Annotated in this window: 20 protein-coding genes; 15 read left to right on the top strand and 5 right to left on the bottom strand. The window is 66.0% G+C overall.

Features of this window, described 5'->3' with window-relative positions; genetic code table 11:
* Positions 1-10: 10 nt before the first annotated feature.
* From CTA01S_RS05855 to htpG, 4 genes are all read left to right on the top strand, one after another.
* A complete protein-coding gene (locus tag CTA01S_RS05855) occupies positions 11-1228 on the top strand; it encodes a cation:proton antiporter domain-containing protein (protein ID WP_062193214.1) in 1218 nt (405 codons plus the stop codon).
* 32 nt (positions 1229-1260) lie between these two features.
* Positions 1261-2391, top strand: coding sequence for a YbdK family carboxylate-amine ligase (locus tag CTA01S_RS05850; RefSeq protein WP_062193211.1), 1131 nt, complete (start codon positions 1261-1263; stop codon positions 2389-2391).
* Positions 2392-2654: 263 nt separating this feature from the next.
* Positions 2655-5717 carry an alpha-1,6-glucosidase domain-containing protein gene (locus CTA01S_RS05845; RefSeq protein ID WP_062193207.1) on the top strand — a complete coding sequence of 1021 codons (3063 nt, stop codon included), beginning with the start codon at positions 2655-2657 and terminating at the stop codon, positions 5715-5717.
* Positions 5718-5890: 173 nt separating this feature from the next.
* Complete coding sequence (gene htpG, locus CTA01S_RS05840) at positions 5891-7759, top strand: molecular chaperone HtpG (protein ID WP_019561109.1); 1869 nt, start codon at positions 5891-5893, stop codon at positions 7757-7759.
* Between the two features lie 4 nt (positions 7760-7763).
* Here the strand turns inward: htpG and CTA01S_RS05835 are convergent, their stop codons facing one another.
* The 3 genes from CTA01S_RS05835 to CTA01S_RS05825 all read right to left on the bottom strand — a co-directional run bounded on the left by CTA01S_RS05835 (position 7764) and on the right by CTA01S_RS05825 (position 10506).
* Positions 7764-8768, bottom strand: coding sequence for a serine/threonine protein kinase (locus CTA01S_RS05835; RefSeq protein ID WP_062193203.1), 1005 nt, complete (start codon positions 8766-8768; stop codon positions 7764-7766).
* Positions 8769-8802: 34 nt separating this feature from the next.
* Complete coding sequence (locus CTA01S_RS05830) at positions 8803-9576, bottom strand: DUF2726 domain-containing protein (protein WP_019561107.1); 774 nt, start codon at positions 9574-9576, stop codon at positions 8803-8805.
* Between the two features lie 180 nt (positions 9577-9756).
* Positions 9757-10506: a GNAT family N-acetyltransferase gene (locus CTA01S_RS05825; RefSeq protein ID WP_019561106.1), complete on the bottom strand. Its 750-nt coding sequence runs from the start codon at positions 10504-10506 to the stop codon at positions 9757-9759.
* 390 nt (positions 10507-10896) lie between these two features.
* Here CTA01S_RS05825 and rplM point away from each other — a divergent pair, with 390 nt between their 5' ends.
* The 6 genes from rplM (at position 10897) to erpA (ending at position 14569) form a co-directional block, all read left to right on the top strand.
* Positions 10897-11325 (top strand): 50S ribosomal protein L13, encoded by a 429-nt coding sequence (rplM, locus tag CTA01S_RS05820; protein ID WP_019561105.1) that lies wholly within the window; start codon positions 10897-10899, stop codon positions 11323-11325.
* A 9-nt stretch (positions 11326-11334) separates the two neighbouring features.
* Positions 11335-11727: a 30S ribosomal protein S9 gene (rpsI, locus tag CTA01S_RS05815; protein ID WP_019561104.1), complete on the top strand. Its 393-nt coding sequence runs from the start codon at positions 11335-11337 to the stop codon at positions 11725-11727.
* A 93-nt stretch (positions 11728-11820) separates the two neighbouring features.
* Positions 11821-12873, top strand: a complete 1053-nt coding sequence (gene argC, locus CTA01S_RS05810; RefSeq protein WP_019561103.1) for an N-acetyl-gamma-glutamyl-phosphate reductase — start codon at positions 11821-11823, stop codon at positions 12871-12873.
* 70 nt (positions 12874-12943) lie between these two features.
* Entirely contained in the window at positions 12944-13603 is a 660-nt protein-coding gene (locus CTA01S_RS05805; RefSeq protein WP_232301002.1) for a DUF6776 family protein, read from the top strand.
* A 132-nt stretch (positions 13604-13735) separates the two neighbouring features.
* Positions 13736-14164: a bactofilin family protein gene (locus CTA01S_RS05800; protein WP_062193585.1), complete on the top strand. Its 429-nt coding sequence runs from the start codon at positions 13736-13738 to the stop codon at positions 14162-14164.
* 39 nt (positions 14165-14203) lie between these two features.
* Positions 14204-14569 carry an iron-sulfur cluster insertion protein ErpA gene (gene erpA, locus CTA01S_RS05795; protein ID WP_026330221.1) on the top strand — a complete coding sequence of 122 codons (366 nt, stop codon included), beginning with the start codon at positions 14204-14206 and terminating at the stop codon, positions 14567-14569.
* A 76-nt stretch (positions 14570-14645) separates the two neighbouring features.
* Here the strand turns inward: erpA and CTA01S_RS05790 are convergent, their stop codons facing one another.
* Positions 14646-15782 (bottom strand): anhydro-N-acetylmuramic acid kinase, encoded by a 1137-nt coding sequence (locus CTA01S_RS05790; protein ID WP_062193200.1) that lies wholly within the window; start codon positions 15780-15782, stop codon positions 14646-14648.
* A complete protein-coding gene (locus tag CTA01S_RS05785; protein WP_157451307.1) occupies positions 15779-17152 on the bottom strand; it encodes a M23 family metallopeptidase in 1374 nt (457 codons plus the stop codon). Before CTA01S_RS05785 ends, CTA01S_RS05790 begins: the two co-directional genes overlap by 4 nt.
* A 299-nt stretch (positions 17153-17451) precedes the next feature.
* On the opposite strand from CTA01S_RS05785, the gene tyrS reads away from it, so the two are divergent.
* The 5 genes from tyrS (at position 17452) to CTA01S_RS05760 (ending at position 22293) form a co-directional block, all read left to right on the top strand.
* Positions 17452-18630 carry a tyrosine--tRNA ligase gene (gene tyrS, locus CTA01S_RS05780; RefSeq protein WP_051090230.1) on the top strand — a complete coding sequence of 393 codons (1179 nt, stop codon included), beginning with the start codon at positions 17452-17454 and terminating at the stop codon, positions 18628-18630.
* 26 nt (positions 18631-18656) lie between these two features.
* Positions 18657-19550 carry a cation diffusion facilitator family transporter gene (locus CTA01S_RS05775; RefSeq protein WP_062193193.1) on the top strand — a complete coding sequence of 298 codons (894 nt, stop codon included), beginning with the start codon at positions 18657-18659 and terminating at the stop codon, positions 19548-19550.
* Positions 19550-19990 carry a D-aminoacyl-tRNA deacylase gene (dtd, locus tag CTA01S_RS05770; protein WP_062193190.1) on the top strand — a complete coding sequence of 147 codons (441 nt, stop codon included), beginning with the start codon at positions 19550-19552 and terminating at the stop codon, positions 19988-19990. Before CTA01S_RS05775 ends, dtd begins: the two co-directional genes overlap by 1 nt.
* A 125-nt stretch (positions 19991-20115) precedes the next feature.
* A complete protein-coding gene (gene csm6 / locus CTA01S_RS05765) occupies positions 20116-21231 on the top strand; it encodes a CRISPR-associated ring nuclease Csm6 (protein WP_062193186.1) in 1116 nt (371 codons plus the stop codon).
* A 6-nt stretch (positions 21232-21237) separates the two neighbouring features.
* The gene (locus tag CTA01S_RS05760; protein ID WP_062193183.1) at positions 21238-22293 is read left to right on the top strand and encodes an RAMP superfamily CRISPR-associated protein; all 1056 of its coding nucleotides are present in this window, start codon (positions 21238-21240) and stop codon (positions 22291-22293) included.
* Positions 22294-22311 lie beyond the last annotated feature (18 nt).

The following is a 22311-nucleotide window of genomic DNA, read 5'->3' as shown; positions in this document are numbered from 1 at the left end:
GAACAGCACGATGCTCGAATCCATCCTGGCCACCTTGGGGATCGACCCGTCAGGCTCCAGCGGTCTGTTGTGGGGCTCGCTGGTCATCATCGTCGGCGCTTTGGTGGGTGAGGTGGTGTTTCGTCGGTTGGGGCTGCCGCGCGTGGTGGGCTATGCCTTGGCCGGCATGGGGGTCGGCCTGGCCGGCTATGGGATGGCCGGCGGGGGACTGTCGGCTTCCTTGCGTGTCATCGTCGACCTTGCCCTGGGCCTGCTGCTGTTCGAGCTGGGCTCGCGGGTCTATCTGCGCTGGTTGCGCATCAATCCCTTCTTGCTCGTGACCAGCTTGGCCGAGTCGCTGCTGACCTTCGGCGCGGTCTATCTGGCGATGCGCTGGGCTGGGTTGGATGCGCCGGCGGCCGCAGCGCTGGCGGTGCTGGCCATCCCGTCCTCGGCGGCGGTGATCGCGCGGGTGGCTTCCGAGTTTGGTGCGGCCGGGCAGGTGACCGAGCGGGCCTCGATGATGACGGCTTTGAACACGCTGTACGCCGTGTTCGCCAGCAAGCTGCTGCTGGCCTGGCTCGACCTGGACACCGGCCAGAATCCGGTGCAAGCCATCGTGCAGCCCCTGTACGTGGTGGCCGGCTCGGTGCTGGTGGCCGGCGTGCTCGGCTATGCCGTGGCCCGCGTGGCCCGTGGCCTGGATCTGCGCAATGAGAACTCCACCTTGCTGCTGCTGGGCCTCATCACGCTGGCCCTGGCCGTCACGCAGGTGCTCAATGTGTCCACGCTGCTGGTGCCGCTGATGGCCGGCCTGTGGCTGCGCAACACCACCGAGCGGCCGTGGGTGTGGCCGCGGCATTTCGGCACGGCCGGTGGGGTGCTGGTGCTGCTGTTGTTCGTGATCGTCAGCACCTCGTGGTCGCCGGCGGCCTTGGCGGCTGGGGCCGGCCTGGCCGTGCTGGCCATGGGGGTGCGTCTGGCGGCCAAGGCCGGGGCGGTGCTCACGCTGGGCTGGTTCAGCGGGCAGTCCGTCCGCCAGGGCCTGGGCCTGAGTCTGGCGCTGACGCCACTGTCGGCCACGGCCCTGGTGCTCTTCGTCGATCTGCAAGCGTCGCATGCGGCCTTTGCGGCGCAGATCGCCCCCGTGGCCCTGAGCGCCGTGGCGCTGATGGAGTTGCTCGGGGCCCTGGCCGTGCTGGCTGCCCTGCGCGGTGCCCATGAGATCACCCCACAGCGCGGGATCTGAGCGCGTCCCGAATTCTCCCAAGGACCCTGCCCATGAGTCTGGAAGCCTTTGCCCCCTCCGAACCCCTGACCCTGGGTGTCGAGCTCGAACTGGCCATCGTCAATCGGCACGACTACGACCTGTCGCCCAGCTCGGCCGACCTGCTGCGCCTGATGGCCAAGCGCAAGATCCCCGGCGACGTCAAGCCCGAGATGACCGACAGCATGATCGAGCTGTCCACCGGCATCTGCCGCCACCATGCCGACGCCTTGGGCCAGCTCACCGAGATCCGCGATGCGCTGGTCGAATGCGCCCGCAAGCTCAACGTGGGCTTGTGCGGCGGCGGCACCCACCCCTTCCAGGACTGGAGCGAACGGCGCATCTTCAATACGCCGCGCTTTCACATGCTCTCCGAGCTGTATGGCTATCTGTCCAAGCAATTCACCATCTTCGGCCAGCATGTGCACGTGGGCTGCCCGGGGCCGAACGAGGCCCTGGTGCTGCTGCATGGCCTGTCGCGTTTCATTCCCCATTTCATTGCGCTGTCGGCCTCCAGCCCCTACGTCCAGGGCACCGATACCGGGTTTCACTCGGCGCGCTTGAACTCGGTGTTTGCGTTTCCGCTGTCGGGGCGTGCTCCGTTTTGCACGACATGGGAGGACTTTCGCCTCTTTTTCGAGAAGATGACGCGCACCGGGGTGGTCCAGAGCATGAAGGACTTTTACTGGGACATCCGACCCAAGCCCGAATTCGGCACCATCGAGGTGCGCGTGCTGGACACCCCGCTGACGATCGACAAGGCCGCGGCCTTGGCAGCTTATATCCAGTGCGTGTCGCGCTGGCTGACCGTAGAACAGCCCTACGAGTTGGCCGAAGACGACTACCTCGTCTACACCTTCAACCGCTTCCAGGCCTGCCGGTTCGGTCCGGAGGGCACCTTCGTGGACCCCAAGAGTGGCGAACATCGCAGCCTGCGCGAGGACATCCTGGCCACCCTGGCGCGGCTGGAGTCCCATGCCATCGAGCTCAAGGCCGAGGCGGCGCTGGACTACCTGCGCCTGGAGCTGGAGCGCCATGGCAACGATGCCACCTGGGCGCGTCAAGTCCACGCCCGTGAACACCTGTTGCCCGAGCTCGTGCGACGACAGTGCGAGCGCTGGGCGGGGGAACGCGGAGATGATTGAAAGTAATTTGACTACATCGACTCCAGTGTAGGGCTTTGGGCTCGTGAGGGGGTGCGGTTCAGCGCTTCGCCCGACACATCCACAAATTTCCTTTTGTTATCAATCACTTGGCGGGGCCTTCTCCGGTTTGCGCATTCTAGGGTTTGTCCCAGGCTTGATTTTGTAGTTTTACTTCGTGACCATCGCGCTCACTGACTCTGGAGGGTCGCGGTCCAGGCTTTGCCCATCGCGGCCCTTGCCGGGATCGAACTCAGGAGACGATGATGACGAACGGGACGAAATGGGGCTGGAGCCGCTGGGCGATGGCGCTGGCGATGGCCGCCGTGGGCGGCCTGCTGGCTGCCTGTGGGGGCGGGGGCAGCGATGGCGGTGGCCATGACGAAGCCGCTGCGGTGCCGGCGGGAACCTTGCGGGTGCACTACCAGCGTGCCGCCGGGGACTATGACGGCTGGGGGGTGTATGCCTGGCGCGGGCCGACCACCCCCTCCAGCGGCTGGCCCGGCTCGCCGCGTTTCGTGTTCACCGCCTCCGACGGCTTCGGCCGCTATGTGGACATTCCCGTCGATCCATCGCTGGGCCGCATGGATTTCCTGTTGAACCGGCCCACCAGCGCCTCCGAAGCCGAGAAAGACCAAGACTGCGACCGTGTGGCCACCTTCGCCGCGGACATTGCCACCCGTGGGCAAGAGATCTGGCTCAAACAGGGCGATTGCGCCACCTACGACAGCGCCCAGGCCGCCAGCGGCGTGAACATCAACCATGCCCGCGCGATGTGGCTGTCGGCCTCGCGCCTGGTCTGGCCCGACCTGCCGGCCGGCGGCGAGCTGCGCTTGTACCATGCGGCCCAAGGCGGCATCACCGTCGGTGCCGCGGGTGTTCAGGGGGCGGACGGCTTTCACACGCTGAGCCCCACCACGCTGGAGGCCGCGCTGCGCGAGCGCTTTCGCCATCTGGCGTCCGCACCGGCCTTTGCCGTGCCGGTTGCGGCACAGGCCGAGGTGCGCTCGCTGCTCAAGGGACAGCTCGTCGTGGCGCGCCTGTTTCAGGGCCAAGTCACCCATGCCACGCAGTTGCAGATCCAAGGGGTGCTGGACGATGTGTATGCCGCCCAGGCGCGCCCCCAGACCCTGGGGGTGAGTTTCGACGGGCAAGGCCGCCCGGTCTTTCGCCTGTGGGCGCCCACGGCGCGCTCGGTCGAGCTGGCCGTGGATGGTCAGCCCCTGCGCCCGATGACCGAGGATCCCAACTCCGGCGTGTGGAGTTACACCGGCGAGACCTCCTGGGTGAACGACGCCTACTACACCTACCGGGTGCAGGTGTATTCACGGCAAGACGGCGGCGTGGTCACCAATACCGTGACCGATCCCTATGCGCTCACGCTCAATGCCAACAGCGAGAAGGCGATGGTGGCGCGACTGTCCGATGCGATGTTCAAGCCCACCGGCTGGGACGGTCATGCCATCCCGCCGCTGCAGGCGCCCTCGGACAGCGTGATCTACGAACTGCACGTGCGAGATTTCTCGGCCAACGACGCCACCGTGCCGGCGGCGCATCGTGGCAAGTACACCGCGTTCGCGCAGGCCAACACCGATGGGGTGCGCCACCTGCAGGCCCTGGCTGCAGCGGGGCTCACGCATGTGCACCTGCTGCCCACCTACGACTTGGCCACCATTCCCGAGACCGGCTGCGTGACGCCGACGATCACCGCGGCCGGCCCGACCAGTGACGTGCCCCAGGCCACGGTGGCGGCGACCAAGGATGAGGATTGCTTCAACTGGGGCTATGACCCGCGCCACTATGGCGCGCCCGAAGGCAGCTACGCCAGCGACGCGGCCGACGGGGCCGTGCGCGTGCGCGAGTTCCGTCAGATGGTCCAAGCCCTGCATGGCATGGGCCTGCGCGTGGTGCTGGACGTGGTCTACAACCACACCAGTGGCAGCTTCCTCGACCGCATCGTGCCGGGTTATTACTACCGCCTCAACGGCGACGGCTTCATCGAGCGCTCGACCTGCTGCGAGAACACCGCCCCCGAATACGCGATGATGGAAAAGCTCATGATCGACACGCTCAAGACCTGGGCGGTCGAGTACAAGGTCGATGGCTTCCGCTTCGACATCATGGGCCACATTCCGCTGGCGGCCATGCAAGCGGCCCGCACCGAAGTCGATGCGGCTGCTGGACGCCCCTTGCTCTATTACGGCGAGGCATGGAACTTCGGCGAGGTGGCCGACGACCGTCAGTTCGTGCAGGCCCGACAGGCCAACTTGCGCGGCACGGGCATTGGCTCCTTCAGTGACCGCATCCGCGACGCCATCCGCGGCGGCGGCCCCTTCGACGCCGGCGACGACGTGCTGCGCCGCCAGGGGTTCGCCAACGGACGCTGCTACGACAACAACGCGCTCAATGGCAGCACCTGCACCTCCGACCAGCGCAGCGAGCTGCACTATCAGCAAAACCTCATCCGCTTGGGGCTGGCCGGCAGCGTGCACGACTTCGTGCTCAATGGCAGGTTGGCGTCCTCGTACGACTACGGCGGCCAAAGCGCCGGCTACACCGCCGACCCGTACGAGGTGATCAACTATGCGGGCGTGCACGATGGCGAAACGCTCTTTGACATCAACCAGTTCAAGCTGCCCTCCACCGCCACGGCGAGCGAGCGTGCACGGGCCCAGGTGGTGGCGCTGGGCACGGTGCTGATGGGCCAGGGCATCCCCTTCCTGCATGCGGGCGACGAGCTGCTGCGCAGCAAGAGCCTGGACCGCGACAGCTACAACGCCGGCGACTGGTTCAACCGCATCGACTGGTCGGCCACGACCAACTTCTTCGGCACCATGGGCCTGCCCTCGGCCGAGAAAAATCGGGTCGAGTGGGACCGCATGCGCCCGATCCTCAGCAATGCCAACATCCCGCCGTCGGCCGCCGACATCCGCGCCACCCGCGACGCCGTGCTGGACCTGCTGCGCGTGCGCCGCGACACCACCATGCTGCGTCTGCGCAGCGGGGCCGATGTGCGCGAGTGCGTCAGTTTCCCCGATGCGGCCGACCAGCGCGACGGCCTGATCGTCATGCGCATCGTCGGCCGCAAGAGCGACGGCAGCCCGTGCGGTGACGGTCGCTATGCCAACCTGGTGGTGCTCATCAATGCCGCGCCGGTCGATCAGACCTATTCGGTGGCCGCCCTGGCCGGCCGCAGCCTGAGCCTGCACCCCGTGCTGGCCAATGGCAGCGATGCCCGGGTTCGGGGCGCGAGCTTTGCCTCCGGCAGCGGCGTCTTCACCGTGCCGGGCCGCAGCGTGGCCGTTTTCGTGGAGCCGGCTGGCCCCTGAGCCGGGTGCAGCCCTCCTCCTCGTGAGCGCGGGACCCCGAGGCCGGTCCCAGCGTGTTGCCCGCCCGCCGATGGCGGGTTTTTTTCTTGGGGGGGGCCTTGAAGGGCCGCCGAGCGCCCCCATGTGGGCGCCTCATCGGCGCCACGCCTGCCATTTCACCATCCGAAGACGTCATGGACAAGCAAACCCTCTCTTTTCAAGCCGAAGTCAAGCAGCTGCTGCACCTGGTCACGCACTCGCTGTATTCGAACAAGGAGATCTTCCTGCGCGAGCTGATCTCCAACGCGTCGGACGCCTGCGACAAGTTGCGCTTCGAGGCCTTGCACAACAACGCGCTGTACGAAGACCAGCCCAATCTCGAAATCCGCGTCCACTTCGACAAAGCCGCGCGCACCATCACCATCAGCGACAACGGCATCGGCATGAGCGCGGAGGAAGCCATTGCCAACTTGGGCACCATTGCCAAGAGCGGCACCCGCGAATTCATGGATCGGCTCTCGGGCGACCAGCAAAAAGACGCCCAGCTCATCGGCCAATTCGGCGTGGGCTTCTACAGCGGCTACATCGTGGCTGATCGCATCACCGTGGAATCCCGCCGCGCCGGCCTCAAGCCCGAGGAGGGCGTGCGCTGGAGCAGCGATGGCACCGGCGAGTTCGAGGTCGAAACCATCACCCGCGCCCAACGCGGCACCGACGTCATCTTGCACCTGCGCGAAAGCGAGCTCGACTTTCTCAGCCGCTGGCGCCTGAAGTCCATCATCGGCAAATACTCCGACCACATTTCCCTGCCCATCCTGATGCGCAAAGAGGAATGGGACAAAGACAAAGGCGAGTACGTCCTGAAAGACGAATGGGAAACGGTCAACCAGGCTGCCGCGCTGTGGACGCGCCCCAAGAGCGACATCACCGAAGAGCAATACCACGAGTTCTACAAGCAGATCAGCTACGACACCCAGCCGCCGCTGGCCTACACCCACAACCGCGTCGAAGGCCGCACCGAGTACACGCAGCTGCTGTACATCCCGGCCAAGGCGCCGTTCGACCTGTGGAACCGCGACAAGCGTGGCGGCGTCAAGCTCTACGTCAAGCGCGTCTTCATCATGGACGACGCCGAGGCCTTGATGCCGGTCTATCTGCGCTTTGTCAAAGGCGTGGTCGACAGTGCCGATTTGCCGCTCAATGTCTCACGCGAGCTGCTGCAGGAAAGCCGTGACGTCAAAGCCATCCGCGAAGGCTGCACCAAGCGCGTGCTGTCCATGCTGGAAGACCTGGCTGAGAACCACAAAGACAAGTACGCCCAGTTTTGGAGGGAGTTCGGCGCCGTGCTCAAAGAGGGCGTGGGCGAGGACAACGCCAACCGTGATCGCCTGGCCAAGCTCTTGCGCTTTGCCTCCACGCATGCCGACGAGGGCGTCTCGCTGGCCGACTACGTCTCGCGCATGAAAGAAGGCCAAGAGGCGATCTACTACATCACGGCCGACACCTTGGCCGCAGCCAAGAACAGCCCGCAGCTGGAAATCTTCCGCAAGAAGGGCATCGAGGTCTTGCTGCTGACCGACCGCGTCGATGAGTGGATGCTCAACTACCTCTACGAGTTCGACGGCAAGCCGCTGCACAGCGTGGCCAAGGGCGCGGTGGACCTCGGCGCGTTGCAAGACGAAGAAGAGAAGAAAAAAGCCGAACAGGCCGCCGAGGCTTTCAAGCCCATCGTCGAGCGCCTGAAGGAAACCCTCAAGGACAAGGCCAAGGACGTGCGCGTCACCACTCGCTTGGTGGACTCTCCGGCCTGCTTGGTGGCCGACGAAGGCGAGATGAGTGCCCATCTGGTGCGCTTGCTCAAGCAAGCCGGCCAGAAGGCGCCGCAGACCCGCTTCATCCTGGAAATCAACGCCGATCACCCGCTGGTCAAACGGCTGGACGGCAGCGATCGCTTCGAGGACCTGGCCCACATCCTCTACGACCAAGCCTTGCTGGCCGAAGGCGGGCAGCTCGACGACCCGGCGGCCTACGTCAAGCGCGTCAACGCCTTGCTGGTGGGCTGAGCCCTCACACCGCCAGCGGCGGCTCGGCCATGGCCTCCAGCTGCTCGCGCAGCTGGACCACCTGGCCGCTCCACCAGGCCGAGCTGCCGAACCACGGAAACGCCGCAGGGAAGGCCGGGTCGTCCCAGCGCCGTGCCAGCCAGGCGGCAAAGTGCAGCTGGCGCAGCGTGCGCAGCGCCTCCACCAGGTGCAGCTCGCGCCGCTCGAAGGGCATGAAGTCCTCGTAGCCGGCCAGCACTTGGCTCAGTTGGCGCGTCCGGGCGCTGCGGTCGCCGGACAACAGCATCCACAGATCCTGCACCGCCGGGCCCATGCGCGCATCGTCCAGATCCACGAAATGCGGCCCGGCGTCGGTCCACAGGATGTTGCCCACATGGCAGTCGCCGTGCAGGCGCAGCATGGCCACCGGGCCGGCGGCCTCGAAGCAGCGCCGCACGCCGTCCAGCGCGGCCTGTGCCGCGGCCGTCCAGGCCGGTGCCACATCGGCAGGCACGATGCCATGATCCAGCAGCCAGGCCAGCGGCTCCTCGCCGAAGCCGTGCACGTCCAGCGTCGGCCGATGCACGAAGGGCTGCCGCCGCCCCACGGCATGCAGCCGGCCGAGGAAGCGGCCCAGCCTTTGCAGCGTCCATGCGTCGTCCAGCTCGGGCGCGCGCCCGCCATGCCGTGGACTCACCGAAAAACGAAACCCTTCGAACTCACCGAGGGTGCGGCCGGCCAGCGCCCCGGACAGGACGCAAGGCGCCACCACCGGGATCTCGGCCTGCGCCAGCTCCCCGGCAAAGGCATGCTCTTCCAGAATTTGCGCATCGGTCCAACGCTGCGGACGGTAGAACTTCACCACCACGCCGCCACCGTCTTCCAGGTGGCACAGGAACACGCGGTTTTCGTAAGAGTTGAGCTGCAACAATCGACCGTCGCCGCGCAGTCCGGCATGCTCCAAGGCATCGAGCACCAGATCGGGGGTCAGACGGGCATAGGCGTGAGCAAGGGGATGGGCATCGTGCATCCCCACATGCTACGCGCGACGGGCGTGCGGCGGCTCAACGCCGCGAGCCCGCAGGCTCGGGGTCGTCGACCACCACACCGCCGATGTCGCCGCGCAACGAGGCGGCCGAAGGGGCTCCGGTGGCCGCCGGCAGCGGCGTGAAACCGCTTTCGACCAGACCGTCCAGCCGGCTGTCGGGCGCAAAGAACGAGTCTTGGGCCAAGGTCGAGTCTTGCCACAGCGCGCTGCGCTGCTGGCGGCGCTGCTGCACCGTGCGCGCCAGCGTGTGGCGCGCATTGTCCAGCGGCGACGGCGCACTGGAGGCCCCCCGCGTGGCCGGCATCGGCAAGGGGCCATCGTGCAGCACCAAGCGCTGGATCTCCAGCAGCGAGGGCAGGTCATCGACCATGAAGCACAAATAACGCACTCGGCAGGCGTTGAGCACGGCGGTCTTGATGGCCGTGGCGCGGCGCGACCCCCCGCGCGGCCCCTCGATGTCGATGGCCGCGATCACCCGCCCATTCAGATTGCAAATGGCAAAGGTGACATGCAAATGGCTGATGAATCGATGCCAATAGCCGGCCCGCTCGGGCTCGCTGGCCTGGGTGAAGCGCGTCAACGGCAGTTTCACCAAAATGGCATGTTCCGGGAACGCCTCGCGCAACTGGCGGTACATGCGCCGCTCGTCGGCCGTGAACACCGGACGCAAGGTCAGGGGCCATTCACGCGGCAGCGCCTCGCTGCGATGCCTGTGCGTGATCCAAAGGCTCAGGCCCGCGCCCAGCAGCACGGAACTCACCACGACGAGGATCAGGGTCAGGGATTGCATGGCCAGTGCATTGCGCAGGCCCGCCGCATCCGGGAGAACGGGGGGCAACGTGCGCCACCGCGCTCGCCCGTGGGGCCGTCACGAAGCCGATATGCTAATGGCCCTTGAGGCGGGTGGCCATCGTCCAGTTGAGGGGCCGCCCCGCGCGGCGTCGGGGCGCCAGGCCGCAGCCAGCGGGGTTCAACTGCTGCTGGGGTGATGCGGTCCGATGTTGGTCTTCACTTCGGCCAGAGCATCCAGCCATTCGGCAAAGCGCCGGGCGTGGAGCTTGAGCCGATAGTCCATTTCCGCGGCCTGGGTTTCCAGCAGTGCCTCGAAATGGGTGGCCAGCGTGTCCGGTGGCAATTTCAGCCAGGCTTGGGATTCGCTGCCGTCGCGCACCACGGTGGCGCCCGCTTTGCGGGCGATCTTCAGCATGGCCGTGTTCTCGCTCAAGGCATGGATGTACAGCGTATCGACCTGCCGGTTGCGGGCGTGCATCACGGCCCGTTGAAACAGCCGGGCTCCATAGCCGCGGCCGCGGGCCGACTTCGACACCGACACCCCGAATTCGACCATCGCCGGCCGGCCGCGGACCTGTTGCGGGGCCTGGTAGGCCAGGTGCGCCACGGCAATCAGCTGCAAGCGTCGGTTGAAGATGCCAAAGATCTCGTCGCGCTCGAAATCGAGCTTGCGCACGTACTGCTCGATCTGTTCGTCGCTGGCCGGGTAGCCGAAGCGCAGGTAACGATCATGGGCATCCAACCCCAGCAGGTGGGCCAGGATGCGCGGACGGTGCCGAGCTGCCAGTGTGCGGATCGGTACCCAGTGGGCCAGCCAAGCGCGGGTCGTCTCGGGGCCCGCCGCCGGGGGCTGCGCTTCGGCCGCAGGCCGGTCGTGCCGGTCCAGGCCATACTTCGGACGGCTCAGGATGTCGCCGGGATAGCCCATGACATGCTCTCCAATAAGGGTAAACCCTAGTATGCCTGGAAATCGTCCGCCTGACCACCCCTGGGCTCGGTTTGCCGCGCTGGACCGTGCGGTCTTTCTCGAATCGCACCCCGGTCTGGCCGGTGATCTTCAGAACCTGTATACTTGCGCGTTTTCCCGTGTGCAACCCCGGGAAAAGCGCGACGAAAGCCAGGGCTGCCACCGTCGGGTGGCGGTGTGCGGCGGGTCTCATCTTCTTGCGGGTCTTCTTGCGGATCTTGCATGAGGCATCGAGGCGGCGTGGCGTAGGGAAGATGGCCGTGGTCATGGGCCTAAGAGGCTGCACATCACAAGCAGCACCGACCGCCCTCACCCAGCTTCCAGGGTTGCGACTGACTGATCGGAACTTCCATGAAAACCTTCAGCGCCAAGCCCGCTGACGTGAAGCACGATTGGTTTGTGATCGACGCCACCGACAAGGTGCTCGGACGAGTGGCCAGCGAAGTCGCTCTGCGCCTGCGTGGCAAGCACAAGCCCATCTACACGCCGCACGTCGATACGGGCGACTACATCATCGTCGTCAACGCCGACAAGATCCGCGTCACTGGCAACAAAGCCGAAGACAAGATCTACTACCGTCACTCCGGCTATCCGGGTGGCATCTATGCCACCAAGTTCAAGGACATGCAGGCCAAGCATCCGGGGCGCGCCCTGGAGAAGGCGGTCAAAGGCATGCTGCCCAAGGGGCCCCTGGGCTACGCGATGATCAAAAAGCTGAAGGTGTACGCCGGTGCCGAGCACCCGCACACCGCCCAGCAGCCCAAGACGCTGGAAATCTAAGGAGCGGCGATGATCGGCAATTGGAACTATGGCACGGGTCGGCGCAAATCGTCGGTGGCCCGCGTCTTCCTGAAGAAGGGTACGGGCCAGATCCTGGTCAACGGTCGCCCGGTGGATCAGTACTTCGGCCGCCAGACCTCCATCATGGTGGTCAAGCAGCCCTTGGTGCTCACCAACAACGAAGGGGCTTTCGACATCAAGGTCAATGTCCACGGCGGTGGCGAATCCGGCCAGGCCGGGGCGGTGCGTCATGGCATCACCCGCGCCCTGATCGACTATGACGCCTCGCTCAAGCCTGCGCTCAGCCAGGCCGGCTTCGTGACCCGCGATGCCCGCGAGGTCGAGCGCAAGAAGGTGGGTTTGCACAAAGCCCGCCGTCGCAAGCAGTTCAGCAAGCGCTGAGACCGCGCTTCTGTTGCGCCTTGCTCGCACCCAGGCCGCCTTCGGGCGGCCTGGGTGCTTCTACAATGCCTCTTCTTCGCCGGAGTGAGGTTCATGATCAAAGTCGGTATCGTCGGAGGCACGGGCTACACCGGGGTGGAGCTGCTGCGCCTGTTGTCGCAGCATCCCCAGGTGACCATCACGGCCATCACCTCGCGCAAGGAGGCGGGCATGCCGGTGTCGGACATGTACCCTTCGTTGCGCGGACGGGTGGATCTGGCATTCACCACTCCCGACGAGGCCCGCTTGAACGAATGCGACGTGGTGTTCTTCGCCACGCCGCATGGCGTGGCCATGGCACAGGCGCGCGAGCTGGTGGCCGCAGGCGTCAAGATCATCGATCTGGCGGCCGATTTTCGCTTGAAGGACACGGCCGAATTCGAGCGCTGGTATGGCATGCCCCATGCCTGTCCCGACCTGTTGGCCGAGGCGGTGTACGGCTTGCCCGAATTGCATCGGGAGGCCATCCGCAAGGCGCGCATCGTGGGCAACCCGGGGTGCTATCCCACCAGCGTCCAGCTCGGTTTCGCCCCGCTGCTCAAGACCCCGGGCCTGGTCGATGCGGCGCACCTGATCGCCAACTGCGCCTCGGGGGTGTCCGGCGCAGGCCGCAAGGCCGAGGTGCATACCCTGTTGGCCGAAGCCGCCGACAACTTCAAGGCCTATGGGGTCAAGGGGCATCGTCATGGCCCCGAGATCAACCAGCAATTGCGTGTGATCGCCGGGGTGCCCCTGAATTCTCCCGAGGTGCACTGCGTGTTCGTGCCGCACCTCATCCCAGCCATTCGCGGCATCCACTCCACGCTTTACGCCCGCCTCACCCCACAGGGTCAGCAGACCGACTTGCAGGCCTTGTTCGAGGACCACTACCGCGCAGAACCCTTCGTGGACGTGATGCCGGCCGGCTCCGCGCCCGAGACCCGCTCGGTGCGAGCCTCCAACTTCGTTCGCATCGCCGTGCACAAGCCCGCGCCAGACCTGGCCATGGTGCTCGTGGTGGAAGACAACCTCACCAAGGGCGCCGCAGGCCAGGCCGTGCAATGCATGAACCTGATGTGCGGCCTGGACGAAACCACGGGGCTGCTGCAGGTGCCCGTCCTGCCTTGAGCCTTGCCATTGGAGCCTGCCATTGCGCTGGAAGTTGATCAGGCGGCGGCTGTCCATCAGTGCCCCGCGCATGATCGTGCGCAGCCATTTGCCTTGGCCGCTGCGCTGGGCCGCCGTGGCCTTGATGCTGGGGTTTTCCGGCGCCATTGCGCTGTGGGCCTTTGAACTCGGCAAAGACATCGCCGGGCTCGATCGTGTCGAGCGCGCGGAATTGGCCCGCCTGAAGGTCGAGCTGCAGCAGCTGCGTGCCGAGCGTGAGCAGGCCCAATCGATCGCCAACACGGCCGAGAGCTTGCTGAAGATGGAGCGCGCGGCCCAGGAGCGCTTGGCCGAGCGGATACGCCAGCTCGAAGCCGAAAACATGGCCTTGCAGGATGACCTGGGCTTTTTCGAACGTCTGTTGCCCGCCACGAGCGGCCCCTTGGCGCTGCGAGGCTTGCAAGCCGAAATCGTGCAGCCCGGACAAATGCGTTACCAATTGCTCATCATGCAAAATGGCCGCACCCAGCCGGAGTTTCGCGGACGCTACGAGCTACGGCTCGTGGGCACGCTCGAGGGTCGCCCCTGGGCGCAGGCCAAGGCGGACGGCCGTCGTGAGGTGCTTGTCAAACATTACAAACGTGTGCAGGGGATCATCGACTTTCCCCCGGCGGCCGTGGTACAACAGCTCGAGGTCCGTCTGACCGATGCCGACGGCACGGTGCGGGCTCAGCAAACGCTCAAGCTCTGAGCCGCGGCGGCCGTGCCCACCGAAGCGCCATGCGTCGGGGCGGGCACGACACATTGACACATCGACATTTGTACGAGCGACCCAGGCGGCGCTGCCACGCGGCCTCGGGTGGCCACCACGTTGGAGAGCACCATGTTCGGACGCAAAAAGCAGCCCCCCATCCGCACCCTCATTGGCGAAGGAACACGCGTTGAAGGAAGTGTCGTCTTCACGGCGGGGCTGCGCATCGACGGCGAGGTGCTGGGCGACGTGGTGGCCCACGGGGAGGACATGCCCAGCGTGCTGGTCATCAGCGAGAAAGCCCGGGTTCGCGGCAAGGTCAAGGCCGGCCATGTCATCATCAATGGCACCGTCGAAGGCTCCGTGGAAGCCGACCATCTCCTCGAACTGCAGCCGCGTGCCCGCATCATCGGGCCGGTGTGTTACGAATCCCTGGAGATGCACCAGGGGGCCACGATCGACGGCGAGTTGCACCCGCTCAAAGGCGATGGGGCCGCCACCGGCTCGGAATCGGCCGGCAGCGGCTCTGCTGCGTTGAAGCTGGCGTCCAATCACGGATAATTGCATCAACGGGCCGCGACCGGCCCATCAGGAGTTTGCATGAGTGCCGCCCTTGAGTCCCCTACCGCCGAGATGCCCGCCCCGCTGATCTTCACCGACAGCGCTGCCGAAAAAGTCAAGCAACTCGTCGATGAGGAGGGCAATCCCGACCTGAAGCTGCGCGTGTTCGTGCAAGGCGGCGGCTGCTCGGGATTTCAATATGGCTTCACCTTCGACGAGGTCGTCAACGAAGACGACACCCAGATGCAGAAAAACGGCGTCACCTTGCTGATCGATGCGATGAGCCTGCAGTACCTGGTCGGCGCCGAGATCGACTACAAGGAAGACCTCCAAGGCGCCCAGTTCGTGATCAAGAACCCCAATGCCACCACCACCTGTGGCTGCGGGTCGAGCTTCTCGGTCTGAGCGGTTGGCTCGTTTCGATCGCTTTCGATCGCATGCGGCGCGCCCCAGGGCGCGCCGTTCGTTTTTTTGGGGTGTCTCAGGCGTGATACCAGGCGCCGAGCACGCGCGGTCCGGCCGCTCCGGTGACGGCCGGTCGATTGCCTGCCAAGCCGTGCACTCGGGCTCGGGCCAACCAGGCGAAAGCTGCGGCTTCCACCTGTAGCGGGGGCAGGCCGTGGCGCCCGGAGTCTTGCACCACCACCCCGGGCAGTCTGGCGGCCAGGCGAGCCATCAAGTCGGCATTGAGCGCACCGCCGCCGCAGACGATGAGTTCACGCGTGGCAGGGGCATGGCGCCGCACATGATCGGCCGCGCAGGCGGCCGTGAACTCACACAGGGTGGCCTGCACGTCCACCGGCGCGCATGGCGGCCCGGCCTCCAGCCGTGCCTGGAGCCAGTGGGTATCGAAGAGCTCGCGTCCCGTGCTTTTGGGGGGAGGGGCCGCCAGCCAGGGTTCGGCCTGCATCGCCTGCAGCAGCCAGGGCAGCACCCGCCCCTGGGACGACCAGCGGCCTTGCGCGTCATACGGCTGTCCGAGATGGCGTTGGCACCAGCCGTCCAGCAACACATTGCCCGGGCCACAGTCGAAGCCGCTGAGCTCGCCGGCGGGGCCCAGCAGGCTGAGATTGGCCATGCCGCCCACGTTCAACACCGCGACCCACACACCCGGGCGGCAGAAGCAGGCGGCATGAAAGGCGGGCACCAGCGGGGCGCCTTGGCCGCCGGCGGCCACATCACGGCTGCGCAGGTCGGCCACCACGTCCAGGCCGCACAACTCGGCCAACAAGGCGGCATTGAGCAGCTGCACGGTATAGCCGTGTCCGTCGAATTCGCCGGGCCGGTGGCGCACCGTCTGACCATGGGCACCAACGGCCCGCACGGCCCGGCGCAGCGAGGCCGGCAGGGCGTGCAGCAGGCGCTGCACCACTGCGGCATAGACCCGCGCCAGCGCATTGGCCGCCAGCGCCGCGCGGTGCAGCTCGTTGTCGCCAGGCCGGTTCAGCGCCAGCAAGTCCGCGCGAAGATCGGGCGGCAGCGGCTCGGCCTCATGGGCCAAGACATGCAGACCCGAGGCCTCGTCCGGGCCGAAACGCACGGCCACGCCATCGACGCCGTCCAGCGAAGTGCCCGACATCAAGCCGAGGAACACCTCGCCATCGGAGCAGGCGCTCATTCAGCCTGGGCGAACTGTTGCTGCGAAGCCAGGGCCAGCTGTTGCCGGTAGGCCAGGGCCTGGGCCTGGAACTGCGCCCGCGAGGCCGCAGCGATGGAGAAGGCCTCGGAGCTGCGGGCCACGCGCAGCGGGTCCACATGCTGGCCGTTTTCACGGATCTCGAAGTGCAGGTGCGGGCCCGTGGCCCAGCCCGTGGCCCCGACGGCCCCGATGTGCTGACCTTGCTCGACGCGCTGGCCTTGACGCACGTTCAGGCGACTGAGGTGGGCGTATACCGTGACCCGACCGCCGGCATGGCGGACGAAGATCACATTGCCATAGCCGTTTTGCCACCCGGCGAACTCGACCACCCCATCGGCCACGGTGCGCACCGGCGTGCCCGTGGGGGCGGCGTAATCGACCCCCAGGTGACGGCGCCAGGTTTTCAGAATCGGGTGAAAACGCAGCGCAAATCCGGAGGACACCCGCGAAAACTCCATGGGCGAGGCCAGGAAGGCGCGCCGCAGGCTTTCGCCCTTGGCATCGAAGTAAGCGGCCTTGCCCAATGCCGGGTCGCGGAACCAATAGGCCTCATGAACCCGCCCGGCATTGATGAACTGAGCGGCCAGCACGCGCCCGGCGGCTTGGTTCCAGGTGATGGGCTCGCCGTCGGCTTCCAAGGATTCGAAGATCACCGCGAAGGCATCGCCTCGGCGCAGGTCGCGCCGGAAGTCGATCTCGTTGGCGAAGATCTCCGCCATCTGGATCGTGACGGTGTCGGGGATTTGCGAGGCTGCCGTGGCAGCCCACAGCGAACTTTCGATCGTGCCGCTGCGCAAGGCCACGCGAGAATTCAATTCGGCTTGCTCCAGCCGCGCGGCAAAGCCTTCGCCCGCACGCTCGATCGTCAGGCGGGTGAAATGGGTGGCAAATTGCTCGGCCTTTTCAGCCGGGTAGCGAGCAATGAGCCGATGCAGTTGACCGGACGGGCCGACCTGGGCTTGCACCATCTTGCCTGCACGGCCTTGCATCAGGCGGCGTGCCGTGGGGTCGTTGCGCAAGAAGGCGGCAGCCTGGGCATCGGTGACGTTCAGCCGTGCCAGCAGGGTGTCTACCGTGTCGGTGCTGCGGGTGAGCTCATTGCGGGTGAGCAGCAGCTCGAATTCGCCCAGGGCTTCGAGCTGGCTGTGCCAGTGGGGGGGCTCGACCTGCTCGGCGATCAGCCGCTGCGGCAAATCGGCGGCATCGGGGGCCAGCGGCGCCACACCAAAGGCCGTGACGGCAGTGCCGAACAGGGTGGCCAGCACGACGCCGGCCAGACTGCGGTGATGACGATGCGCCCACAAGACGGCGCGACGCGCTTCGCGCTCCCAAGACTGTAGCAACTTCACGGATCGACCGATTGCTGTGGGGCGACACGCCGCACCGGTTGAACCGGCCCGGGGCCCCGCCCGCGAGTTGAACTCCCTGGTGATACTGCGGAGGGACCGTGCCGCTCCACTAGAATCAGATTCCGAGGCGCCTGCCAGAGGCTGTTTATGAAGCGCAGCAGTATAACAACCGCCTCATGCGCCAACCCTCTGAAATAACCCGTATGTCCTCCTCCTCGGCTCAGTCTTCCGTGTCCGGCAGCCCTTCCTTGTCACACCCGTCGTCGCCTTACCCCGTGACTGACAAAGTGCGCGAGGCGATGAACATTTCGTTACGCGGTTGCGAGGAATTGTTGCCGCAAGAAGACTGGCTGCACAAACTCGCTCGATCTGAAGCAACTGGCGTGCCACTGCGCATCAAGCTGGGCCTGGACCCGACCGCGCCGGACATCCACCTGGGGCACACGGTCGTGCTGAACAAAATGCGCCAGCTCCAGGACTTGGGGCACACGGTGATTTTCTTGATCGGCGACTTCACGTCGATGATCGGCGACCCGTCGGGGCGCAACACCACGCGCCCGCCGCTGACGGCCGAGCAGATCCGCGCCAATGCCGAGACGTACTATCGCCAGGCCAGCCTGGTGCTGGACCCGGAAAAAACCGAGATCCGCTACAACTCCGAATGGAGCGATGCGCTTGGCGCGCGCGGCATGATCCAGCTGGCGGCCAAGTACACCGTGGCGCGCATGATGGAGCGCAACGACTTCCACGACCGCTTCAAGGCCGGCACGCCGATTTCGGTGCACGAGTTTCTCTATCCCTTGATGCAAGGCTATGACTCGGTGGCCTTGCGCGCCGATCTGGAACTGGGCGGCACCGATCAGAAGTTCAACCTGCTGATGGGGCGGCACCTGCAGCAGGAGTATGGGCAAGAGCCCCAGTGCATCCTGACCATGCCGCTGTTGGAAGGGTTGGACGGCGTGGAGAAGATGTCCAAATCCAAGGGCAATTACATCGGCATCACCGAGCCGGCCAATGACATGTTCGGCAAGCTCATGTCCATCAGCGACACGCTGATGTGGAAGTACTACACCTTGCTGAGCTTCCGCAGCGAGGCCGACATCGCCGCCCTGAAAGCCGAAGTCGAGGCCGGGCGCAATCCGCGCGATGCCAAGGTGATGCTGGCCAAGGAAATCACGGCCCGCTTCCATGGTGCGGCTGCGGCCGAGGCCGCCGAGCAAGATTTCATCCACCGCGCCAAAGGCGGCATTCCCGATCACCTCCCCGAGGTGCAGCTGGCGGGCGCGCCGATGGGCATTGGGGCCTTGCTCAAACAAGCGGGGCTGGCGCCGTCCACCAGCGAGGCGCTGCGCCTGATCGAGCAAGGCGGTGTGCGCATCGACGGGGCCGTGGTGTCCGACAAGGCGCTCAAAGTGCAGGCCGGCCGCTTCGTGGTGCAAGTGGGCAAGCGCAAGTTCGCGCGGGTGACGCTGGCCTGAACCCGGGCGGATCATCGGCCGCTGCGATGAAGGTCGCCCACTATCTGCGAGCGTCTATCGCCGCGGCGGTGGCCACCATCGTGCTGAAGACCGCGGCCTGGTGGCTCACCGGCTCCGTGGGGCTGTTGTCCGACGCCATGGAGTCATTCGTCAACCTCGCTGCGGCCGTGTTTGCGCTGGCCATGGTGACGATCGCCCATGCCCCAGCCGACGAAGACCACCCCTTCGGTCATGGCAAGGCCGAATACTTCTCCAGCGGGTTCGAAGGGCTGCTCATTCTGGGGGCGGCGCTGGCCATCCTCTGGGCGGCCGTGCAACGTCTGCTGCTGCCCGAGCCCCTGGACCGCCTGGGCCTGGGGGTGGCCTTGTCGATGGTGAGTTCGGCCATCAACGGGGGCGTGGCCTGGATGCTGTTGCGCGCGGCGCGCGAGCACGACTCCATTGCCTTGGAGGCCGATGGCCGCCACCTCATGACCGATGTGTGGACCTCCATCGGAGTGGCCGCAGGCGTGCTGTTGGTGCCGCTGACGGGCTGGTGGTGGCTGGACCCGCTGCTGGCCATCGCGGTGGCGCTGAACATCACGCGCGAAGCCTGGGGCCTGCTGCGCCGATCGATCGATGGGTTGATGGATCGGGCGCTGAGCGAAGCCGAGCAAGCAGCGATTCGACGCGTGCTGGCCGAACACGTCCGCGAGGGGATTCGCTTCGATCACCTGCGCACGCGACGGGCGGCGCGCGACAAGTTTTGCCAGTTCCACATGCATGTGCCTGGGCGCTGGAGCCTGTGGCTGGCCGCGTCGCGCCGCGCGGCGGTCGAGCGTGCGCTCAGCCAAGCCGTGCCCGGCCTGAAGGTGACCATCGAACTGCTGCCCCAGTCGGTCGAGCCGGCAGGCTTGCAGGAGACGCAGGAGCAGGCCTGATGTTGGCTGTGGTGCAAAGGGTGCGGCAAGCCCATGTGGAAGTCGCCGGTGAAGCGGTCGGCGCCATCGGTCAGGGCTTGTTGGTGTTGGTGTGTGCACAGCCTCAGGACACCGAGGCGCAGGCCACGCGCTTGGTGGACAAGCTGCTCAAGCTGCGCATCTTTTCGGATGAGGCCGGCAAGATGAACCGCAACGTGGTGGACGTGGGCGGCGGGTTGTTGATCGTCTCGCAATTCACCCTGGCGGCCGATGTGTCCGGTGGCAACCGTCCCAGCTTCAGCGGGGCGGCTCCGCCGGCGCAGGCGCGGGCCTTGTACGAGCAAGTCCTGGCCTGCGCCCGCGCCCGTCACAGTCCCGTGGCCGCTGGAGTCTTCGGGGCGGACATGCAGGTGCATTCGGTCAATGACGGGCCGGTGACCATCCCGATCACCCTGGCGTGAGCCGTGCACGGGGCGCCATGGTGGGCGCTGGCCCGGTGCGCATCTCCCCCAAAAAGGGGGATGAGGGGCCCTCACAAGCTTGTCAGTGTTGGAAATCAATAGCCGCGTGGCTATGCTGCGGCCCGATGAAGCTCACAGAGCCACTGTCGCGCCGCTCGGTCTTGGTGGCTGTCACTGGGTTGACGCCTCAGGTTTTGACCGAGACCTTGTACGTCTTGGCGACCCAAGACCGCCAAGCCCTGCCTGACGAAGTTCATCTCATCACCACGGCCGAGGGGGCACGTCGTGCACGCTTGACGCTGCTGTCGGACCAGCCGGGCTGGTTCGAACGCTTGCGCCGGGATTGGTCGCTGCCACCCATTCGGTTTGGCGAAGAGCACATCCATGTGCTGCGTGATGCGAACGGCGCGCCCATGGAAGACGTGCGCAGCGCGGCTGACAACATGGCTGCGGCCGACCAAATCGCCGAATGGGTGCGGCAGTTCACCCAAGACGAGCACACCGCTGTACATCTGAGCCTGGCCGGTGGTCGCAAAACGCTGGGGTTTTTTGCCGGCTATGCGCTCAGCTTGTGGGGCCGAGCGCAAGACCGCTTGTCGCACGTGCTCGTCAGCGAGCCTTTCGAATCGAGCTGGGACTTCTTCTACCCCACCCCTTACGAGCGGGTGATCTCGATCAAGGATCGCGGCGTGTTCGATTGCTCCAAGGCCGAGGTCACCCTGGCCGACTTGCCTTTCGTGCGCTTGCGTTGCGGCTTGCCGCACAAGCTGTTGCAAAACCGCGCGAGCTTTTCCCAGGCGGTGGCTGCAGCCCAAGGGCTGGTCGGTCCGGCGACGCTGGTATTCAAGCTGCGCGAGCGCTGCGTCGTGGCGCATGGCCAAACCGTGAACCTGCCCCCTGCGGAGTTGGCGTTCCTGGCCTGGTTTGCGCGACGGCGCCTCCAAGGCGCCGAGCCCTTGCTGCGCCCGAGTGATGGCGTGCCCGATCCCGACTATGCCAGCGCCTACTTGGCGGAGTACCGGCGCATCGTCGGCCCAAGCAACGGCGACGACCGCGTGGCGCGGCGGCTGCGCCATGGCATGAGCCGCGCCGACTTCGACGAGCGCAAGTCTCGCTTGAAATCGCTTTTGCAAGCCGCCTTGGGTTCAACAGCGCAGCCCTATCTCGTGCAAGGCATGGGCCGACGGCCGCAGCGCTTCCATCTGGCCTTGCCCGCGCAGGCCATTCACTTCGAGTCCTGAGCCACCATGTTGACCATCTGGAACTACAAGATTCAGTTCGTCACTCCCGCATTCCTGGGCGATGCCGACCAAAGCGGTGCTTGGCGCACGCCACCGTTCAAGGCCCAGCTGCGCCAATGGTGGCGGGTGATGTATTCCGCCGACCATGGCCACCGGGTGTCGGTGGACGAGATGCGCAAACACGAGGCGCGTTTGTTCGGCGCGGCCAACGACGGCCAGGGCAGTTCCACGCAAAGCTTGGTGCGCCTGCGCTTGGACCGCTGGAGCGAAGGGACCTTGAAGCGGGACCAATGGAAGTCGTTGGACCCGGTCGAACACCCGGAAGTCCCCGGTCGCCGCGTGACGGCCGACCTCTACCTGGGCTATGGCCCCTTGCCCTTGAAGGAAGAAGAGGGCAAAGCCCGGGCGGCCATTCAGGCGGGAGAAACCGCCACCTTGCAGGTGGGGCTGGACGAACGCGTGACGGAACAAGACCGCGCCCGCCTGCAAGCGGCCTTGCATCTGATGCACCTGCTGGGCACGGTGGGCGGGCGCAGCCGCAATGGATGGGGTTCCTACATCCTCGAGCCTGGGGAGAAGACGCCGGCCTGGGAGGCGGTGCCTGCGGGCATCTCGCGCCCCTGGCGCGAGGCGTTGGAACGGGTGTGGGCGCATGCGCTGGGCCGCGACGAGCGGGGCGCCCTCGTGTGGAAGACGCCAAACTGCAAAGACTGGCGTGAAGCGATGGTGCGGTTGGCCCAACTCAAAATCAAGCTGCGCACTCAGTTCAAGTTCCGCAGTGGACAGGGGTCGTCAGAGCCCGAACTGCGCCATTGGCTGGCCTATCCGGTGACGAAACACAACGTCGAAAAGTGGAGGGGCAGCTTACGGCTGCCCAACACTCTGCGGTTCAAGCTGCGTCCCGTCGAGGGCAACGATGGAGTGGTTGGCTGGATTTTCCATATGCCTGCCTGGCCGCCGAGCGGTTTTGCCCCGCAGCGCTGGAAGGGCGACATCCTGCAGCTGTGGCCGCAGGTGCATCAATTCCTCGATCAAGCGCTGGGCTCCCGTGCTCCTCTTTGAAGAGCGTTTCTTTTGCGT

Origin of the sequence: Caldimonas taiwanensis NBRC 104434 (assembly GCF_001592165.1) — a bacterium.
GTDB lineage: Bacteria > Pseudomonadota > Gammaproteobacteria > Burkholderiales > Burkholderiaceae_C > Caldimonas > Caldimonas manganoxidans.
Note: the sequence above shows the minus strand (reverse complement) of the source record. Positions and strands in the feature narration are given on the sequence as shown.

What these genes read in the sequence shown, in the direction of transcription:
- CTA01S_RS05855 (WP_062193214.1), top strand. Translation starts at nt 11, where the DNA reads ATGCTCGAATCCATCCTGGCCACCTTGGGGATCGACCCGTCAGGCTCC.
- CTA01S_RS05850 (WP_062193211.1), top strand. Translation starts at nt 1,261, where the DNA reads ATGAGTCTGGAAGCCTTTGCCCCCTCCGAACCCCTGACCCTGGGTGTC.
- CTA01S_RS05845 (WP_062193207.1), top strand. Translation starts at nt 2,655, where the DNA reads ATGACGAACGGGACGAAATGGGGCTGGAGCCGCTGGGCGATGGCGCTG.
- htpG (WP_019561109.1), top strand. Translation starts at nt 5,891, where the DNA reads ATGGACAAGCAAACCCTCTCTTTTCAAGCCGAAGTCAAGCAGCTGCTG.
- CTA01S_RS05835 (WP_062193203.1), bottom strand. Translation starts at nt 8,768, where the DNA reads ATGCACGATGCCCATCCCCTTGCTCACGCCTATGCCCGTCTGACCCCC.
- CTA01S_RS05830 (WP_019561107.1), bottom strand. Translation starts at nt 9,576, where the DNA reads ATGCAATCCCTGACCCTGATCCTCGTCGTGGTGAGTTCCGTGCTGCTG.
- CTA01S_RS05825 (WP_019561106.1), bottom strand. Translation starts at nt 10,506, where the DNA reads ATGGGCTATCCCGGCGACATCCTGAGCCGTCCGAAGTATGGCCTGGAC.
- rplM (WP_019561105.1), top strand. Translation starts at nt 10,897, where the DNA reads ATGAAAACCTTCAGCGCCAAGCCCGCTGACGTGAAGCACGATTGGTTT.
- rpsI (WP_019561104.1), top strand. Translation starts at nt 11,335, where the DNA reads ATGATCGGCAATTGGAACTATGGCACGGGTCGGCGCAAATCGTCGGTG.
- argC (WP_019561103.1), top strand. Translation starts at nt 11,821, where the DNA reads ATGATCAAAGTCGGTATCGTCGGAGGCACGGGCTACACCGGGGTGGAG.
- CTA01S_RS05805 (WP_232301002.1), top strand. Translation starts at nt 12,944, where the DNA reads ATGATCGTGCGCAGCCATTTGCCTTGGCCGCTGCGCTGGGCCGCCGTG.
- CTA01S_RS05800 (WP_062193585.1), top strand. Translation starts at nt 13,736, where the DNA reads ATGTTCGGACGCAAAAAGCAGCCCCCCATCCGCACCCTCATTGGCGAA.
- erpA (WP_026330221.1), top strand. Translation starts at nt 14,204, where the DNA reads ATGAGTGCCGCCCTTGAGTCCCCTACCGCCGAGATGCCCGCCCCGCTG.
- CTA01S_RS05790 (WP_062193200.1), bottom strand. Translation starts at nt 15,782, where the DNA reads ATGAGCGCCTGCTCCGATGGCGAGGTGTTCCTCGGCTTGATGTCGGGC.
- tyrS (WP_051090230.1), top strand. Translation starts at nt 17,452, where the DNA reads ATGAACATTTCGTTACGCGGTTGCGAGGAATTGTTGCCGCAAGAAGAC.
- CTA01S_RS05775 (WP_062193193.1), top strand. Translation starts at nt 18,657, where the DNA reads ATGAAGGTCGCCCACTATCTGCGAGCGTCTATCGCCGCGGCGGTGGCC.
- dtd (WP_062193190.1), top strand. Translation starts at nt 19,550, where the DNA reads ATGTTGGCTGTGGTGCAAAGGGTGCGGCAAGCCCATGTGGAAGTCGCC.
- csm6 (WP_062193186.1), top strand. Translation starts at nt 20,116, where the DNA reads ATGAAGCTCACAGAGCCACTGTCGCGCCGCTCGGTCTTGGTGGCTGTC.
- CTA01S_RS05760 (WP_062193183.1), top strand. Translation starts at nt 21,238, where the DNA reads ATGTTGACCATCTGGAACTACAAGATTCAGTTCGTCACTCCCGCATTC.